The following is a 16,199-nucleotide window of genomic DNA, read 5'->3' as shown; positions in this document are numbered from 1 at the left end:
CGGAATTAGAATTCCAGCAAGCAGAACGTAGCTACGCACAAGCGGGGAGTCAACCGACTGCCGGGTAGGCTTCTGCCCTTCCCGCCAGCCCCGAAAGGAACGCGCCGTGCCGACGTCCAGCGCCAGCACCACCGACTCCGCCAAGTCCGCCAGCGGTGGCGTCCAGTCACTCGAGCGCGCCTTCGACCTGCTGGAGCGGATGGCGGATGCCGGCGGCGAGGTGGGCCTGAGCGAGCTGTCCGCCAGCAGCGGGCTGCCGCTGCCCACCATCCACCGCCTGATGCGCACCCTCGTGGCCTGCGGTTACGTCCGTCAGCAGTCCAACCGGCGCTACGCCCTCGGCCCGCGTCTGATCCGTCTCGGCGAGTCCGCCTCCCGGCTGCTCGGCACCTGGGCGCGCCCCTATCTCGCCCGTCTGGTCGAGGAGACCGGCGAGACGGCCAACATGGCGCTGCTCGACGGGGACGAGATCGTCTACGTCGCCCAGGTGCCGTCCAAGCACTCCATGCGGATGTTCACCGAGGTGGGCCGGCGCGTCCTGCCGCACTCCACGGGCGTCGGCAAGGCCCTGCTCGCGAACACCCCGGACGCCGAGGTGCGCGCACTGCTCTCCCGCACCGGCATGCCGGCCGCCACCGAGAAGACGATCACCACCGCGGACGGCTTCCTCGCGGCGCTGGACGACGTACGCCGCACCGGGTACGCGGTCGACGACAACGAGCAGGAGATCGGGGTCCGTTGCCTCGCGGTGTCCGTACCCGACTCCCCCACCGCCGCCGCGATCTCCATCTCCGGTCCGGCAGGCCGCGTGACCGAGGCCGCCACCGAGCGGATCGTGCCGGTGCTCCAGCAGATCGCCCAGGAGCTCTCCGAGGCGCTGGCCACCCAGAACCCGGCGTAACTAGCGCCTCTGCTCCCCGAACAGATCCACCGCGTTCCGTACGTCCGTCAGCCCCCGGGACAGTGCGCTCACCGAGCCGATCGCACCGGCGATCAGCAGCAACGACCGCTGTAACCGGGGGATTTCGGGCGCCCCGCTGATCGTCATCGCGGCCAGCGCCGCGAGTTCGTCCTCCGCGATCCCCCGGTCCGGGAACTCGGCCGGGAGCGCGGCGAGTTCGCGGCGCAGCCGGGACACCGCGGTCCGCAGTTCCGCCACTCTCGGATCCTCGTCGCTGCCGGTCACCGGCCTCTGCCCCAAGCTCCGCAACACAGCTCTCCCCCCGCGCACGCCGTTGTGCGCGTCGCACGTCCACGTAGTGAGATCCCACCGAGCACCCCCATGGCGTTGGTCGGGCGCCGTGGGGACGCGGGTCAGTAAACGCCACCACTGCGACGTGCGCCACCGCGCGGACCGAAATTCAGCCCCGGGAAACCGCGCTGCCGTCGTGGCGTCAGGTATGCAGGACGCATGACGCAAAAGGAACAGCAGGTCGCCGGTCTTGTCCTCGCCGCGGGCGGGGGGCGCCGGCTCGGCGGGCGACCCAAGGCCCTGCTCGAACACCGCGGACGCCCGCTCGTCGAACACGCGGTCGGGGTATTGCGCGCGGCCGGCTGTACCCGCGTCCATGTGGTGCTCGGGGCCGGCGCCGCCGTCGTACGGGAGCGCGCGGAGCTCGGTGACTGTGTACTGGTGGACAACCCCGACTGGGAGCGGGGGATGGGGACCTCGCTGCGGGCGGGGCTGGACTCCCTCACCGGAACGGGCGCACGCGCCGCGCTGGTCTCGCTCGTCGATCAGCCCGGGATCGGCATCGAGGCGGTGGCCCGGGTACTCGCCGCCTACGACGGGGAGTCGTCGCTGGTCTCCGCCGCCTATGAGGGCGTACGCGGGCATCCCGTGCTGTTCGGCGCCGGGCACTGGGCGGGCATCGCCCGGGCCGCCACCGGGGATCAGGGGGCGCGCGGTTACCTCAAGGAGCACGCGGCGGAGGTCCGGCTCGTCGAGTGTGGGGACGTGGCCCAGCCGTACGACATCGACACCGAGGCCGACCTGAGCCACCTTGAGTGAGCGAGGTGGCACTGAGCGACACCTTCTGTCGACTCAGAGAATCTCGATATCAACAAACCATTGAAGTTCCACAATGAGGAAACTACTATCCACTGTTCAGAAGCGTCCGACCGCACAGCGGGCGCTCCACACCCCATGCGTGCCGCTTGGCACCCGGTGCCACCGCTGAAGGAAGTGACAGCTCATGTCCGCACCAGCGCCGTCCCCGCTGGCCATCGTCGACGCCGAGCCCCTGCCCCGGCAGGAGGAGGTCCTCACCGATGCGGCCCTCGCCTTCGTGGCCGAGCTGCACCGCCGGTTCACGCCCCGGCGTGATGAACTCCTCGCCCGCCGTGCGGAGCGCCGCGCCGAGATCGCCCGCACCTCCACGCTTGATTTCCTCCCGGAGACCGCCGCGATCCGCGCGGACGACTCCTGGAAGGTGGCCCCGGCCCCCGCCGCCCTGAACGACCGGCGTGTGGAGATCACCGGCCCCACCGACCGCAAGATGACCATCAACGCCCTGAACTCGGGCGCCAAGGTCTGGCTCGCCGACTTCGAGGACGCCTCGGCTCCCACCTGGGAGAATGTGATCCTCGGCCAGCTCAACCTGATCGACGCCTATACCCGCAGCATCGACTTCACCGACCCGAAGTCGGGCAAGTCGTATGCCCTGAAGTCCGATGAGGACCTCGCCACGGTCGTCATGCGTCCGCGTGGCTGGCACCTGAACGAGCGTCATCTCCAGATCGACGGTCAGCAGGTGCCCGGCGCCTTCGTCGACTTCGGCCTCTACTTCTTCCACAACGCCCAGCGCCTCCTCGACCTCGGCAAGGGCCCGTACTTCTACCTCCCGAAGACCGAGTCGCACCTGGAGGCCCGCCTCTGGAACGACGTGTTCGTCTTCGCGCAGGACTACGTCGGCATCCCGCAGGGCACCGTCCGCGCCACCGTGCTGATCGAGACGATCACGGCCGCGTACGAGATGGAGGAGATCCTCTACGAACTCCGCGACCACGCCTCGGGGTTGAACGCGGGCCGCTGGGACTATCTGTTCTCCATCGTCAAGAACTTCCGTGACGGCGGCGCCAAGTTCGTCCTCCCGGACCGCAACCTGGTCACCATGACCGCACCGTTCATGCGCGCGTACACCGAACTCCTCGTCCGCACCTGTCACAAGCGCGGAGCGCACGCGATCGGCGGTATGGCGGCCTTCATCCCGTCGCGCCGGGACGAAGAGGTCAACAAGGTCGCCTTCGAGAAGGTGAAGGCGGACAAGGACCGCGAGGCGAACGACGGTTTCGACGGCTCCTGGGTCGCCCACCCCGACCTCGTCCCGATCGCCATGGCCTCCTTCGACGCCGTCCTCGGCGACAAGCCCAACCAGAAGGACCGGCTGCGCGAGGACGTCGACGTCAAGGCGGCCGACCTGATCGCGATCGACTCGCTCAAGGCGAAGCCGACGTACGACGGACTGGTCAACGCCGTTCAGGTGGGCATCCGTTACATCGAGGCCTGGCTGCGCGGGCTCGGCGCCGTCGCCATCTTCAACCTGATGGAGGACGCGGCCACCGCCGAGATCTCCCGCTCGCAGATCTGGCAGTGGATCAATGCGGGGGTCGAGTTCGAGAACGGCGAGAAGGCCACGCCCGAACTCGCCCGCAAGGTCGCCGCCGAGGAGCTGCAGAACATCAAGAGCGAGCTGGGCGACGAGGCCTTCGCGGCCGGACACTGGCAGCAGGCGCACGACCTGCTGCTCCAGGTCTCCCTCGACGCCGACTACGCGGACTTCCTGACGCTGCCCGCGTACGAGCAGCTCAAGGGCTGAGTCCTAGGAAGCAGGCTTGTCCGAGTGGCCCAGGGACTTTCCCGGGGCCACTCGGTCGCGTACGGCCTGCTTCACGGCCGTCGGTTCCGGAAAGCCCTGCTCACGGCGGTCCCAGACGACCTCGTCGTCGACCCGGACCACGAAGACGCCTCCGGTGCCGGGCTTGAGGGACAGCTCGTCCAGCTCCGCCTCGAAGGTGGTGAGCAGTTCCTGCGCCAGCCACGCCGCGCGGGGCAGCCAGCGGCACTGGGTGCAGTACTCGATCTGTACGACGGGGCTCATCCGAGGTGCACCGACCAATCCTGTTCCGCCGCCGGTTTGCCGTGCAGGTCGGGCACCCGCTTCAGCCAGTTCGGCCGGCCTTCCTGTGTCTTCGCCGCGCGCAGGGCCTCCTCGGCGGCGAGTTCCTCCCGAGTGGGGAAATCCGTGGGCAGCCACGACGCGGAGTTCCGCACGCGCGCGTGGAGGTAGCCGACGTACGCCTCCCGGGCCTGTTCGGCGGTGGTGAAGCCGGGCTCGTCCAGCAGCCAGGCGTCCGGCACCTCGGCGGTGATCGCACGCAGCAGCTCCTCGGTGACCTTGGGCGCGAGCTCGGCGTCGGCGGCGCGGGTGTCCGGCGTGCAGTGGCCGAGGGCGTGGTGGCGGAAGTCGTAGGCCTTCGCGGGGTCGGAGGTGTCCCAGCGGTGGTGGAAGACGAGGGCGGCGCCGTGGTCGATCAGCCACAGGCGCGGGGGCGCGATGCCGAAGGTGGGCCAGACCATCAGGTTCGAGCTGTGCACGGTCCGGTCGACGTTGACGGTGAGGGCGTCCAGCCAGATGATCCGGCCCGCCTCCAGCGGGTCGACCGGGAACACCTTGGCGATCTCGGGCGTGAAGTCCTTCGCGCCCGGCAGATAGTCCATCCCGAGGTTGACGCCCGCGCTGGCGCCGTGGAGTTCCCGCACCTCCTGGTGGGGTTCGCTGTCCGCGATCGCCGGGTCGAAGTGCACGAGGACCAGCTCGGGAAAGCGCAGCCCGAGGGCGCGCGCCAGCTCGCCGACGATCACCTCGGCGACCAGCGCCTTGCGGCCCTGCGCGGAGCCGGTGAACTTGACGACGTAGGTGCCCAGGTCGTCGGCCTCGACGACGCCGGGCACAGAGCCCCCGGACCGCAGGGGGGTCACGTATCGAACAGCAGTCACATCGCGCAGCACACCGGCAAGGGTAGATCAGCTCAGTGGGTTGGGCAGGGGCCGGTAGCGGGCGGCGGCGCCGTCGGCGCCGGTCCAGCGCAGCAGCAGGTTGGTCTTGCCGGGGAGGGTGGGGGCGGTGAGCAGGGCGGGGATCTCGGGGAGGTCGTGGGTGGCGAGGGCGCGGCGTACGGCGGGCCAGGGGTCGAGGCCGGGGTGCCGCTCGGCGAGGGCCGCGGCCATCTCCCAGAGGTGGTTCACCACCAGGCAGTACACCAGCCGCTCCCACCCGGCGGCCCGGTCCACGTCCGCCAGCAGCTTCACGCCCTCGGCGTCCCGGAACAGCGCCTGCACCGGGGTGCCGTCGGCGTCTATGGCGACCAGGGTGTTCTGCAAGTGCGCTTCCAGTACGACGCCATGCTCTGCGAAGGCCGTGAGGGCGGGCGGTACGACCGCGCCCAGGTAGGCGTCCCACCAGGCCGCCGGGTCCTTCGCGGTGTCCAGCGGACTGCCGGGGAAGCCTTCCACGAGGCCCGCCGCGAGCAGCGGGGTCGCTCCGGGGCGCAGGTGGGCGTGGAAGCCGTCGCGGACCAGGACGGCCAGCTCCTCGAAGGCGAAGTCGGCCGTACGGTAGCCGCGGTCGCTGAGCCAGGCGCCGGGACCGGACGCGAAGGCGGCGGTGACGGCCGCGTCCGTGCGCCGGAGTTTCAGAAGGTCGTGACGCCAGAGCCGGCGAATGTCGTTGGTGATGCGCACATCGAGGCTGAACTTCAGGAACAGATCGCGCTCGGGGGCGTACACCGTGCGGATCGCGGCCGTGGGCCAGGTCTCGAAGCCGGTGGCGCCGAGCCGGATCAGACGGCCGTCGGCGAAGGCCCGGCCGAGGTCCACGAGGTCGAGCTGCCAGGGGTGGGCGGGCAGCAGCCGGTAGCCGGGCGGGGCCTCGCCGAGGGCGTCCAGGGCGGCGGTGTCACCCTCCTCGACGACCGTGTCCTCGCGCACCCCGAGCAGAACCAGCGGGAAGCGGGCGTGCGCCTCGGGCGCGTACGGCAGCCAGCCCGCGACCGGGCCGCCGCCGCGCGCCTTCGGGGCCGGGTGGTGCGGGTGGCCGGTGACGAGGGACTGCTCGGAGAGCAGATACGGGTCGGCGGGCGGTGTGGCCCGGGCCCGCGCGGTGAGCAGCGCGGCGACCGTGTCCCGGCTGTCGACCATCTCGGCGGGCAGTTCGTGGTTGTCCAGGCCGGTGTGCCGACGCAGTTCCTCGGTGACGAGTTTCACCAGTTCGGGGTGGCCGACGCGATGCCAGCCACCGTCCGCGTGCACCTCGGGGTCGGCGGGGCGACGCTCGCCGCGCACGCGCAGCATGCGACCGCTGGGCAGCCGGAACACATGGGGTTCGACCCGCTGCGCCACCTCCCGCAGCAGGCAGTTGAGCAGCGGCACCGCCGCGAAGGCGTCGGCGCGAGGTTCGGCGTCGGCGTCGGTGGGCGGGGGCATGAGGTCCACGCGTTTCACTCGTTCTCTACGGTCCGTTCGGGCGGAGAAGATCAGTATGTCTGTCGTTCGTCGCCCGACCTGACGTCCTACTCGTACCCGAGGAGCCCGACCGTGCACCGTCCCCCCACCGCCGAGGCCGAGGTAGCGGCCGAGTTGGCCGATGTACGCCCCGGTCTGGCGTCCCGGTACACGGCCGAGCTGCCCGGTGCCCGGGCGGCCGTGCTGACCCGGCTGTGGCGGGCGTTCGCCCATGAGCCACTGCCGTGGGTCACCACCCGCGAGAGCGGCCGGGAGGGCCTCACCCTTCGCCTGGCCGACGGCCGCCGACTGCACGGCCCGCACGCGGACCCGTACGCCACCGCCGCGTATGTCACCGCCATACGGCTGGACGAGACGGTGTACGACGATCCTGCGCGGCTGATGAACGGCCTGGGCGTGGCGGACGGTACGGCGTTCGTGGCCGAACTCGGGCACAGTGTGGCCTCGTTGGCGCTGTCCAGGGCCGGGCAGCCGGATGCCACGAAAGAGTGGCCTGTCAACGACTGGGAGTGGGAGCAGCGGGTGGTGGACGGACATCCGTACCACCCCAACTGCCGTTCCCGCCCCGGGTTCTCGGTGGCCGAGCAGCTCGCTTACGGGCCCGAGCACCGGCCGCTGGTGAAGCTGGGCCTGTGGCCCGTACCGGCGGCCGACTGTCTGCTGACCGGCGCCTGGCCGGAGGAACTGCGGGACGGGGAACGGCTGTTGCTGCCCGTGCATCCCTGGCAGGCGGCGCATGTACTCAAGCGGCCCTGCGAGCGCGGGATCTCCGGCGCGCATCCGCTGATGTCCCTGCGCACGCTGGCGCTGCCCGGCGGACCGCACGTCAAGACGGCCCTGAGCGCCCGGCTGACCTCCTCGGTGCGGGACATCTCCGTGTACTCCATCACCATGTCGGCGACCCTGTCCGCGTTCGCGGAGTCCCTCGCCGCGCACACGGACGGGCTGCTGCACATCACCCGCACCCTGGGCGCGGCGACCGCCGACTCCCCCGACCTGGCGGCCGTACTGCGTGAATCGCCGCAGGAGTACGCCGGTCCGGGTGAGCGCGTGGTTCCGGTGGCCGCGCTCGCCACCACCGAACTGCCCGCCTCCGCCGACTGGCTGGCCTCCTTCGCGCGGCTCGCCCTCACCGTCGGGCTGCGGCTGCTGGAGCTGGGCGTGGCCCTCGAGGCGCACGGCCAGAACCTGCTCGTCGTGCTGGACGCCGAGGGCACCCCGCTGCGCCTGGTCTACCGCGACCTCGCCGACATCCGGATCAGCCCGGCCCGGCTGGCCCGGCACGGCATCCCGGTGCCCGAGCTGACCGGCCGGATCGTCACGGACGACGAGACCACCCTGCGCCGCAAGCTGTTCGGCTCGCTGGTGGCGGGCGCGCTCGCCGGTACGGCGGGGTCGGCACCGGCCCTGCGCGGGGCGCTGGAGACGGCCGTACGGGATCTGCCGCGCACGCCCGATCTCGCCGTACTGCGCGAGGAGCCGCTGCCGGCGAAGGCGCTGACGCTGATGCGGCTGTCACCGCGGACGCCCGGGGACCAGTGGGCGCTGCTGCCCAACCCCCTGATGTGAGGGGGCGTTTTGGAGTGGGACACCTCTGGTCAATAAGATCCGCCGATGATCACAAGAACACGGCTGGCGGCGGGGGCCTGTGCCCTGCTCGCCGCGCTGACGGCCGGGGTGGCGTTCCCGGCCGGGGCGGCGGCCGGCGAACCCACGGGCGAGGACGCACCGAAGGTGAACCTCGTGCTCGACGTCAGCGGTTCCATGCGGGCCCGGGACATCGACGGCCAGTCCCGGATGGCGGCGGCGAAACAGGCCTTCAACGAGGTGCTCGACGCCACGCCCGAGGAGGTCCAGCTCGGCATCCGGACCCTCGGCGCCAACTACCCGGGCGACAACCAGAAGACGGGCTGCAAGGACACCGCGCAGCTCTACCCGGTCGGCCCGCTGGACCGCACCGAGGCCAAGACGGCTGTGGCGACCCTCACGCCCACCGGCTGGACCCCGATCGGTCCGGCGCTGCTGAAGGCGGCCGACGACCTCGACGGCGGCACCGGCTCCAAGCGCATCGTGCTGATCAGCGACGGCGAGGACACCTGCGCCCCGCTGGACCCGTGCGAAGTGGCCCGGGAGATCGCGGCCAAGGGCATCGGGCTGACCATCGACACGCTCGGTCTGGTCCCGAACACCAAGATGCGGCAGCAGTTGAGCTGTATCGCGGAGGCGACGGGCGGCACCTACACCTCGGTGGAGCACACCGATGAACTCACCGACCGGGTCAACCAGTTGGTGGATCGGGCGGCCGATCCGGTGGTGACGCCGGTGGCGACCGAGGGCGCTTCGCAGTGTGCGCAGGCGCCCACGCTGAAGTCCGGTCTGTACACCGACCGCGAGGAGTTCGGGCAGCAGCGCTGGTACCGGGTGGACGTCGAGCCGGGGCAGGAGCTGCGCGCCTCGGTGAGCGTGGGCGCGGACCGGGCGGTGAACCCGTCGTACGGGGTGCTGCTGCGGGCGGTGACCGTGCACGGCCGGGAGATCGTACGCGGCGAGGCGGCGGGCAACGGCCGTACCGACGTGGTCTCGACCGGCGTGCGCTATCCGAAGGCGGACAGCGATGAGGCTTCGACCGAGGTTGTGTGCCTGCAAGTCACCCACTCCTTCTCAGCGGCCTCGGGTGTGAAGACCACGCCGGGGCTGCCGTTGGAGCTGACCGTGGATGTCGTCGACGGTCCGTCGGAGTCGAGCGATGTGGCCTCCTTCGGGCTCGGGCGCGGCTGGTGGCTGCTCGGCGCGCTGATCCTGACCGGCTTCCTCGCCGGGCTGATCTGGGGCTGGGTGTCGCGCTGGCGGGTCGCGGTCTGGAGGACCAACTGATGCGGATCACACGTACGCTGAGCACGGCCCTGCTGATGCTGGGGCTCGCGGCGGCTCCCGCCCTCGCGGCCGAAGCGCCGACCGAGGCGGGCACCTCCTTCCGTACGGCGACGGAGATCGAGCAGGGCCAGGAGGCCACCGCCGGCGGCTCGGCCGGTGACTACCTGTACTGGTCGTTCCCGGCGGACGCCGGACAGCGCCCCACCGTCAAGGCGACGGTGAAGCTCCCCGAGACCCACGCCGCCGAGACCTGGCAGATCGACGTCTACGACGGACTGCGGCGCCGCCAGGCCTGCCAGTACGGCGCCCAGACGCGCACCGCCGCCGCGGACGCCGCGTCCGTGGAGCTGACCTGCGTCATGCGTACGGTCCGCGCCTGGTCGGAGCCGTGGGCCAACGACCCGCTGCCGGGGACGTATTACCTCCGGCTGACCGTGGTGAACCTCGCGACGTCCGACCTGGGCCTGCCGGTGGACGCCTCGGTCCAGGTCGACTCCAAGGACATCGGCGGCGCGGCTGCGGTGGACGGCTCGCTGGCGGAGCCGCTGGTGCCGGGTGTCGCGATGAAGTCCTCGTCGGAGGACTCGGCGGAGGACTCGGCGGAGGACTCGGAGGAGGGTTCGGCCGTGCTCTCCAGCATCGATCCGAACGACGGCTGGTCGTCCGGCTGGTGGACCGACCGCTGGGTGTGGACCGCGGTGGGCGGTCTGCTGGCCGCGCTGGCGGGCATCGGCGGGTATGCGCTGACGCGCGGGTCGGGGCGACCGCCGGGGGTCTGATCCGTTCGGGCAGGGGCCCGTCGCGCTTCGGTGCGGCGGGCCCTTCCCTATGCCTCCCCTATGCCTCCCGCAACGCCTTGGCGAGCGTCCCGTCTCCGGTCACCGTGATCCGCCCGTCCCGTACCGCGTCCGGCACGCTCAACTCCCCCCGCGCCACGGCCGTACAGGTGTCGGTGTCCAGGGCAAGACGGGCGTCGGGCTCGCCGGGCGCGGGACCGTCGCCGTAGACGGGCCCCTCCTCCGCACCGACGTACAGATGGAACTCCCCCTCCTCCAGCCGCACTTCGACGAGCCCCTCTCCCTCCAGAACCCGCAGCAGCGGCAGCGCGAACCAGTGTGCGCGCACCGCGTCGGTCGGCCTGCGCTCGCCGAGCTCGGCCTGGCCCCATGTCCCGAGCGCCTGGAGGACCGGGAGCAACTCCCTTCCACGTGCGGTGAGTTCGTAGACATAGGCCGCTCCGGGCGGCGGCAGTCGGCGGCGCGTCGTCAGCCCGTCGCGCTCCATGTCCTTCAGCCGTGAGGCGAGTACGTCGGTGCTCACGCCCGGCAGATCCGCGTGCAGGTCGGTGTAGCGGCGCGGCCCTGCCAGCAGTTCGCGGACGATCAGCAGGGTCCAGCGGTCGCCGACGACATCGAGGGCGCGGGCGGCGGAACAGTACTGGTCGTAGCTTCGGCGTGGTGACATGGGACGCAGTCTAGACATGTCATTGGACTTTCCAAGCTCGAACTTGGTAAAACCAAGCAACACCAGATATCTGGAGGGGCGCATGGAGTTCCGGCAGTCGAACAAGCTCAGCGAGGTCTGTTACGAGATCCGCGGCCCGGTGATCGAGCACGCCGACGCGCTGGAGAAGGCGGGCCACAGTGTGCTGCGCCTGAACACCGGCAACCCCGCGCTCTTCGGCTTCGAGGCGCCGGAGGAGATCCTCCAGGACATGATCCGGATGCTCCCCCAGGCACACGGCTACACCGACTCCCGGGGCATCCTCTCCGCCCGCCGGGCCGTCGCGGGGCGCTACCAGACCCTGGGCCTGGAGGTCGGCGTCGACGACGTCTTCCTCGGCAACGGCATCTCCGAGCTGATCTCGATGGCGGTGACCGCGCTGGTCGAGGACGGCGACGAGGTCCTGATCCCGGCCCCGGACTTCCCGCTCTGGACGGCCGTGACAACTCTCGCGGGCGGCAAGGCGGTCCACTACCTCTGCGACGAACAGGCCGACTGGTACCCGGACCTGGACGACATGGCGTCGAAGATCACGGATCGCACCAAGGCCGTTGTCATCATCAACCCCAACAACCCCACGGGCGCGGTCTACCCCAAGGAGATCATCGAGGGCATCCTCGACCTCGCCCGCCGCCACGGCCTGATGGTCTTCGCGGACGAGATCTACGACCAGATCCTGTACGACGACGCGGTCCACCACTCGGCCGCGGCCCTCGCCCCCGACCTGGTCGTGCTGACCTTCTGCGGTCTGTCGAAGACGTACCGGGTGGCGGGCTTCCGCTCGGGCTGGCTGGTAGTGACCGGCCCCAAGCAGCACGCCAAGAACTACCTGGAGGGCCTGACCATGCTGGCCTCCATGCGGCTGTGCGCCAATGCGCCCGCGCAGTACGCCATCCAGGCCGCCCTCGGCGGCCGCCAGTCCATCAACGAGCTGACCGCGCCGGGCGGGCGCCTGCACGAACAGCGCAACGTGGCCTGGGAGAAGCTCAACGAGATCCCCGGGGTGTCGTGCGTGAAGCCGAAGGGCTCGCTGTACGCGTTCCCGCGCCTCGACCCCAAGGTCCACAAGATCCACGACGACGAGAAGTTCGTCCTGGACCTGCTGCTGCGGGAGAAGATCCAGGTGGTGCAGGGAACCGGCTTCAACTGGCCGACTCCCGACCACTTCCGCATCCTCACCCTTCCGCACGCGGAGGACCTGGAGGCGGCGATCGGCCGGATCGGGCGGTTCCTGAGCGGATACCGCCAGTAGCGGGCGGGTAGGTCGTCGCCCATGAGCGACCGCCCCCCTCGACGCCCTTCTGGCTGGTCGGCCTGCCCCGCACAGGAGACTGCGCGGGGCCGAATTCGGAGCGCTGGGCCCATAACGTCTCTGATTGGCTTAGGGATCTCCAGTGCTACTCAGGGATATGAGCCAATCGCATTCATGCCCTGGTACTGAACGGCGGGAGCCGCCAGCCCTCGTGGCACGTCCCTCCGGACGCTGGTCGTTGAGGTCTCGCGGCCTCATCGAGGAGGGTGCCCGACGTCGCCTGGGCGCCGGGCGTGCATGTGACACTCTGTCACTTGGCAACTACAGATCGCTAATCTGACTAGTTAGCCTGTGAGCTATGGGTGATCTTCTGCTCGTGCGGCACGGTGAGACCGCTTGGTCCAGGTCGGGGCGGCACACCGGGTCGACGGACGTGCCGCTGACCGAGCACGGGCGGGAGGAGGCGCGGCGGCTGGTGCCGCTGATCCGCTCGCACCGGATCGGGGCCGCGTTCGTCAGCCCGCTCCAGCGGGCGCGGGAGACCGCCCTGCTGATCGGGTTGACGGAGACGCGGATCGATCCGGATCTGCGGGAGTGGGACTACGGCGGATACGAGGGCGTCACCACCGTCGAGATCCAGCGTGAGCGGCCCGGCTGGTTCCTGTTCACCGACGGGGTCGCGCCGGGGCCGCCGGAGCATCCCGGCGAGAGTCCGCAGCAGGTGGGCGAGCGCGCCGACCGGATGCTCGCCAAGGTCGACGCCGCGCTCGCCAACACGGAGGGGGTCGTGGTCCTGGTGGCCCACGGCCATGTTCTCCGGGTGCTCACCGCCCGTCGGCTCGGGCTGCCGCCGGCGGACGGGGCGCTGTTCCAGCTGGCCACCGGGACCGTGTGCCGGCTGAGCACCGAGCACGGGCGGCCGGTGATCGCGGGGTGGAATGTCAGACCCGGGTCGTAGCCTTCGAAGCGGTGGGAAGTCTGCTGGAAGGGGGCCCGCCGTGACACGTCCGCCGACCGCCGCACAGCGGCGGGTGATCGACGCCGCCGACCCGGTCACCGGGCGACTCGTCAGTGGTACGGAGACTCAGCTCGCGGCCCTGGTGCAGCGGGGGCTCGCCTTCCGGCATCCACGGCCGCCGCACGATCACTTTCTGACTCCGGCGGGGCATCGGATACGGGAGGCGGCGGGCGCCACGGCCGTGGAGCCGCCCGCCGCCGCGTCCGAGTCCGGGGTGTTCGCCGCCCGGATCGGCGGCGAGGAGGAGCCGCCTCCGGCCGGGCCGGCCCGGGTGCGCGAGGTGCGCAGCGCCTGGGAAGGGCTGGTGGAGCTGCGCCGGATGACCAATCCGGACGGGGCGACGGATCGGCCGTGCGGGTGGGAGCGGACGCATCTGGTGCAAGCCGCCGCACTCGCGCTGGAGGCGGCCGGACACCCGCCGGACGGGCCGGACGGCGCCGGGTACCGGGTGCGCGCGACCCCGCAGCCGGAGGCGGTGGCGGTGCACCAGCCGGACGCCGAGGGCCTGCGCGCATGCGCGGTGACGCTGGAGAAGGCGGGCTGGCAGGTCGGCGAGCACACGGATCCTCGTAAGCGCGCGCGATATTTGCTGGCTTCCCCGCGCCGGACGTAGGTGGCACATGTCAGGATCGGAGCGACCGAGAAGCGTGGCACACGAAAGGAAAATCGTGACCGAGCCGTTCTCCGTTCCGGTGACCGTCCGTGGGTACGAGACGGATGTGCAGGGGCATCTCAACCAGGCCGTGTACCTCAATTACGCGGAGCACGCCCGCTGGTCGATGCTGCGGGCCGCCGGTATCACCCAGGCCGGACTGATCGGCAAGGGTGTGGGTCCGGTCGCCCTGGAGACGACCATCCGCTACCAGCGGGAGCTGCTCGCCGGGGACGAGGTCGAAGTGACCTGCGCCTTCGAGTGGGGCGAGGGCAAGACCTTCCGGATGCGGCAGACGATCACGAAGACGGACGGCACGGTGGCGGCGGAGATCACGGCAGTCGGCGGGCTGCTGGATCTCACGTCACGCAAGCTGATCGCCGATCCGCAGGACTACTTCAAGGAACTCGCCTCGGATCCCGCGCTGTTCGGCCTGTAGAGCTCTGTGGATCACACCAGCTCCGGCGTGTGCTCCTCGTCGTAGGCCGCCCTCGACTCGGCGATGTACACCCGGTTGCGCTCGGCCCAGTCGGTGAGGCGTTGCAGGGTCTCGTGCAACTCGCGGGCCTGTGGGGTGAGTTCGTACTCCACCTTCGGCGGCACCGTCGGGTGCACGGTGCGCGTGACGAGGCCGTCGCGCTCCAGATTGCGCAGGGTGAGCGTCAGCATGCGGCGGCTGATGCCCTCGATGCTGCGCTCCAACTCCGTGAAGCGGATGGGGCCGTGGGCGGCGGCCACCAGGATCTGCACGCTCCATTTTCCGGCGACCCTGTCAAGAACTTCCCGGACGGGGCAGGCGTGCGCGTTCACGACCTGCGCGGTAACACCGGTGTTCCTCTGGGACATCCAACTGCCTCCTTACGCCGGCCTCCATGGTTCCGCACGATGTTGCCCGTTACAAGTCGTGCACCTTTGGAATCCTGGAAGAACACGGAGGCGATGCCGTCATGACGGCCATCATCGAGTCCCGGTCACGGGCGACGCAACGCACGTACTCCCGCTGGGTGTCCCTGATGATCCTCTGCGCGGGGACGCTGATGACCATCCTGGACGGCAACATCGTGACGGTGGCGATGCCGGCCATCCAGAGCGACCTCGGCTTTACGGCGTCGGGCCTTGCGTGGGTGGTCAACGCCTATCTGATCCCCTTCGGCGGGCTGTTGCTGCTGGCGGGGCGGCTCGGTGATCTGGTCGGGCGCAAGCGGATGTTCACGGCCGGGCTTGCGGTGTTCACGGTGGCGTCGGTGTGGTGCGGGGTGGCGTCGTCCCAGGGCGCGCTGATCGCCGCGCGTGCGTTGCAGGGTGTCGGCGGGGCGATGACGACCGCCGTGGTGCTGGGGATGCTGGTGTCGTTGTTCCCCGAGCCTCGTGAACAGGCCCGGGCCATCGCGGTGTTCAGTGCGGTGGGGGCGGCCGGTGGGGCGCTCGGCACCTTTCTCGGCGGGGCGTTGACCGAGGCGCTGAACTGGCACTGGATCTTTCTGATCAACCTGCCGATCGGGGTGGTGTCGTGGGTGGCCGCGGTGCGGGTGCTGGACCGGGAGCCGGGGGCCGGGCTGGGGAAGGGCGCGGACTATCCGGGGGCGGCGCTGGTGACGGGGGCGCTGATGCTGACGGTGTACGTGATCGTGGGGGCGGGTGAACGAGGGCTCAACGAAACGCTGTTGATGGCGCTGCCGGCTCTGGCACTGTTCCTGGGATTCACCCTCCGGCAGGCGCGGGCCGCTCGGCCGTTGCTGCGACTGCGGCTGTTCGGGTCTCGGCTCCTGGCCGGGGCGAACGCGGTCCAGATCCTGATGATCGCGACGATGTACGGCTTCCAGTTCATCGGGGCGCTGTACATCCAGCGGGTGCTGGGGTACGGGGAGCTGCTGACCGGGACGGCGTTTCTCCCGGCTCCGATCGTGATCGGGGTGCTGATGCTGGGGTTGTCGGCGCGGGTTGTGGGGCGGTACGGGGCGTATCGGGTGCTGTTGGTGGGGCTGGCGCTGATCACCGTGGGCATGGGGCTGTTGGGGCGGGCGCCGGCGGGGGGTTCGTACGCGGTGGACGTCCTTCCGGCGATGCTCCTGCTGTCGGTCGGGTTCGCGGCGGCGATGCCCGCGCTGACGGGGCTGGCGATGTCGGGGGCTCGGGAGGAGGACGCGGGGGCTGCGTCCGGACTGTTCAACACCACGCAGGTGGTGGGTGGTTCGCTGGGGCTGGCGGTGCTGTCGGTGCTGGCGGCCGGCCACACGGAGGGGCTCGTGGCGGACGGTGCCGAGATGCTGTCGGCCACGGCTGAGGGGTACCAGCTGGCCTTCCGGATGGCTGCCCTCGTGGCCGCGGGGGCGCTGCTGCTGGCGGCCGCTGTCCTTCGGCCCCGGGACTGACACCT

Annotated in this window: 17 protein-coding genes; 11 read left to right on the top strand and 6 right to left on the bottom strand. The window is 70.7% G+C overall.

What is annotated here, in order from left to right:
* Positions 1 to 106: 106 nt before the first annotated feature.
* Positions 107 to 901: an IclR family transcriptional regulator gene (locus OHT76_RS34240; protein ID WP_328874730.1), complete on the top strand. Its 795-nt coding sequence runs from the start codon at positions 107 to 109 to the stop codon at positions 899 to 901.
* On the opposite strand, the gene OHT76_RS34235 is transcribed toward OHT76_RS34240, so the two are convergent.
* Positions 902 to 1,186, bottom strand: a complete 285-nt coding sequence (locus tag OHT76_RS34235; RefSeq protein WP_328874729.1) for a DUF5955 family protein — start codon at positions 1,184 to 1,186, stop codon at positions 902 to 904.
* A 225-nt stretch (positions 1,187 to 1,411) separates the two neighbouring features.
* Between OHT76_RS34235 and OHT76_RS34230 the strand changes: the two genes are divergently transcribed.
* Together OHT76_RS34230 and aceB are read left to right on the top strand one after the other, a co-directional pair.
* Positions 1,412 to 2,011 (top strand): nucleotidyltransferase family protein, encoded by a 600-nt coding sequence (locus tag OHT76_RS34230; RefSeq protein ID WP_328874728.1) that lies wholly within the window; start codon positions 1,412 to 1,414, stop codon positions 2,009 to 2,011.
* A gap of 184 nt (positions 2,012 to 2,195) precedes the next feature.
* The gene (gene aceB / locus OHT76_RS34225) at positions 2,196 to 3,818 is read left to right on the top strand and encodes a malate synthase A (protein WP_328874727.1); all 1,623 of its coding nucleotides are present in this window, start codon (positions 2,196 to 2,198) and stop codon (positions 3,816 to 3,818) included.
* Positions 3,819 to 3,821: 3 nt separating this feature from the next.
* Here aceB and OHT76_RS34220 read toward each other — a convergent pair whose 3' ends face one another.
* Genes OHT76_RS34220 through OHT76_RS34210 form a run of 3 tightly spaced genes read right to left on the bottom strand, consistent with a single transcriptional unit; the run spans position 3,822 to position 6,502 of the window.
* Positions 3,822 to 4,100 carry a SelT/SelW/SelH family protein gene (locus OHT76_RS34220; protein WP_328874726.1) on the bottom strand — a complete coding sequence of 93 codons (279 nt, stop codon included), beginning with the start codon at positions 4,098 to 4,100 and terminating at the stop codon, positions 3,822 to 3,824.
* Positions 4,097 to 5,011: a HipA family kinase gene (locus tag OHT76_RS34215; RefSeq protein WP_328874725.1), complete on the bottom strand. Its 915-nt coding sequence runs from the start codon at positions 5,009 to 5,011 to the stop codon at positions 4,097 to 4,099. The genes OHT76_RS34220 and OHT76_RS34215 overlap by 4 nt, the downstream gene beginning before the upstream one ends.
* Positions 5,012 to 5,026: 15 nt before the next feature.
* Positions 5,027 to 6,502: an IucA/IucC family protein gene (locus tag OHT76_RS34210; protein ID WP_443049868.1), complete on the bottom strand. Its 1,476-nt coding sequence runs from the start codon at positions 6,500 to 6,502 to the stop codon at positions 5,027 to 5,029.
* Between the two features lie 93 nt (positions 6,503 to 6,595).
* Between OHT76_RS34210 and OHT76_RS34205 the strand changes: the two genes are divergently transcribed.
* The 3 genes from OHT76_RS34205 to OHT76_RS34195 are packed head-to-tail and all read left to right on the top strand — an operon-like array spanning position 6,596 to position 10,176.
* Positions 6,596 to 8,092, top strand: coding sequence for an IucA/IucC family protein (locus tag OHT76_RS34205; protein ID WP_328874724.1), 1,497 nt, complete (start codon positions 6,596 to 6,598; stop codon positions 8,090 to 8,092).
* Between the two features lie 45 nt (positions 8,093 to 8,137).
* Positions 8,138 to 9,397, top strand: coding sequence for a VWA domain-containing protein (locus OHT76_RS34200; protein WP_328874723.1), 1,260 nt, complete (start codon positions 8,138 to 8,140; stop codon positions 9,395 to 9,397).
* Entirely contained in the window at positions 9,397 to 10,176 is a 780-nt protein-coding gene (locus OHT76_RS34195; protein WP_328874722.1) for a hypothetical protein, read from the top strand. Before OHT76_RS34200 ends, OHT76_RS34195 begins: the two co-directional genes overlap by 1 nt.
* 58 nt (positions 10,177 to 10,234) lie before the next feature.
* Here the strand turns inward: OHT76_RS34195 and OHT76_RS34190 are convergent, their stop codons facing one another.
* Positions 10,235 to 10,861: a winged helix-turn-helix transcriptional regulator gene (locus tag OHT76_RS34190; protein ID WP_328874721.1), complete on the bottom strand. Its 627-nt coding sequence runs from the start codon at positions 10,859 to 10,861 to the stop codon at positions 10,235 to 10,237.
* Between the two features lie 82 nt (positions 10,862 to 10,943).
* Here OHT76_RS34190 and OHT76_RS34185 point away from each other — a divergent pair, with 82 nt between their 5' ends.
* The 4 genes from OHT76_RS34185 to OHT76_RS34170 all read left to right on the top strand — a co-directional run bounded on the left by OHT76_RS34185 (position 10,944) and on the right by OHT76_RS34170 (position 14,261).
* Positions 10,944 to 12,152: a pyridoxal phosphate-dependent aminotransferase gene (locus tag OHT76_RS34185; protein WP_328874720.1), complete on the top strand. Its 1,209-nt coding sequence runs from the start codon at positions 10,944 to 10,946 to the stop codon at positions 12,150 to 12,152.
* Positions 12,153 to 12,510: 358 nt separating this feature from the next.
* Positions 12,511 to 13,110 carry a histidine phosphatase family protein gene (locus OHT76_RS34180; protein ID WP_328874719.1) on the top strand — a complete coding sequence of 200 codons (600 nt, stop codon included), beginning with the start codon at positions 12,511 to 12,513 and terminating at the stop codon, positions 13,108 to 13,110.
* 40 nt (positions 13,111 to 13,150) lie between these two features.
* Positions 13,151 to 13,783: a hypothetical protein gene (locus OHT76_RS34175; RefSeq protein ID WP_328874718.1), complete on the top strand. Its 633-nt coding sequence runs from the start codon at positions 13,151 to 13,153 to the stop codon at positions 13,781 to 13,783.
* Between the two features lie 55 nt (positions 13,784 to 13,838).
* Positions 13,839 to 14,261 carry an acyl-CoA thioesterase gene (locus OHT76_RS34170; protein WP_328874717.1) on the top strand — a complete coding sequence of 141 codons (423 nt, stop codon included), beginning with the start codon at positions 13,839 to 13,841 and terminating at the stop codon, positions 14,259 to 14,261.
* An 11-nt stretch (positions 14,262 to 14,272) separates the two neighbouring features.
* Here the strand turns inward: OHT76_RS34170 and OHT76_RS34165 are convergent, their stop codons facing one another.
* Entirely contained in the window at positions 14,273 to 14,668 is a 396-nt protein-coding gene (locus tag OHT76_RS34165; RefSeq protein WP_328874716.1) for a winged helix-turn-helix transcriptional regulator, read from the bottom strand.
* Positions 14,669 to 14,769: 101 nt separating this feature from the next.
* Between OHT76_RS34165 and OHT76_RS34160 the strand changes: the two genes are divergently transcribed.
* Positions 14,770 to 16,194 carry an MFS transporter gene (locus OHT76_RS34160; protein ID WP_328874715.1) on the top strand — a complete coding sequence of 475 codons (1,425 nt, stop codon included), beginning with the start codon at positions 14,770 to 14,772 and terminating at the stop codon, positions 16,192 to 16,194.
* Positions 16,195 to 16,199: the final 5 nt, after the last annotated feature.

Origin of the sequence: Streptomyces sp. NBC_00287, from assembly GCF_036173105.1 — a bacterium.
Lineage (GTDB): Bacteria > Actinomycetota > Actinomycetes > Streptomycetales > Streptomycetaceae > Streptomyces.
Note: the sequence above shows the minus strand (reverse complement) of the source record. Positions and strands in the feature narration are given on the sequence as shown.

What these genes read in the sequence shown, in the direction of transcription:
- OHT76_RS34230 (WP_328874728.1), top strand. Translation starts at nt 1,412, where the DNA reads ATGACGCAAAAGGAACAGCAGGTCGCCGGTCTTGTCCTCGCCGCGGGC.
- aceB (WP_328874727.1), top strand. Translation starts at nt 2,196, where the DNA reads ATGTCCGCACCAGCGCCGTCCCCGCTGGCCATCGTCGACGCCGAGCCC.
- OHT76_RS34220 (WP_328874726.1), bottom strand. Translation starts at nt 4,100, where the DNA reads ATGAGCCCCGTCGTACAGATCGAGTACTGCACCCAGTGCCGCTGGCTG.
- OHT76_RS34200 (WP_328874723.1), top strand. Translation starts at nt 8,138, where the DNA reads ATGATCACAAGAACACGGCTGGCGGCGGGGGCCTGTGCCCTGCTCGCC.
- OHT76_RS34195 (WP_328874722.1), top strand. Translation starts at nt 9,397, where the DNA reads ATGCGGATCACACGTACGCTGAGCACGGCCCTGCTGATGCTGGGGCTC.
- OHT76_RS34190 (WP_328874721.1), bottom strand. Translation starts at nt 10,861, where the DNA reads ATGTCACCACGCCGAAGCTACGACCAGTACTGTTCCGCCGCCCGCGCC.
- OHT76_RS34185 (WP_328874720.1), top strand. Translation starts at nt 10,944, where the DNA reads ATGGAGTTCCGGCAGTCGAACAAGCTCAGCGAGGTCTGTTACGAGATC.
- OHT76_RS34180 (WP_328874719.1), top strand. Translation starts at nt 12,511, where the DNA reads ATGGGTGATCTTCTGCTCGTGCGGCACGGTGAGACCGCTTGGTCCAGG.
- OHT76_RS34165 (WP_328874716.1), bottom strand. Translation starts at nt 14,668, where the DNA reads ATGTCCCAGAGGAACACCGGTGTTACCGCGCAGGTCGTGAACGCGCAC.
- OHT76_RS34160 (WP_328874715.1), top strand. Translation starts at nt 14,770, where the DNA reads ATGACGGCCATCATCGAGTCCCGGTCACGGGCGACGCAACGCACGTAC.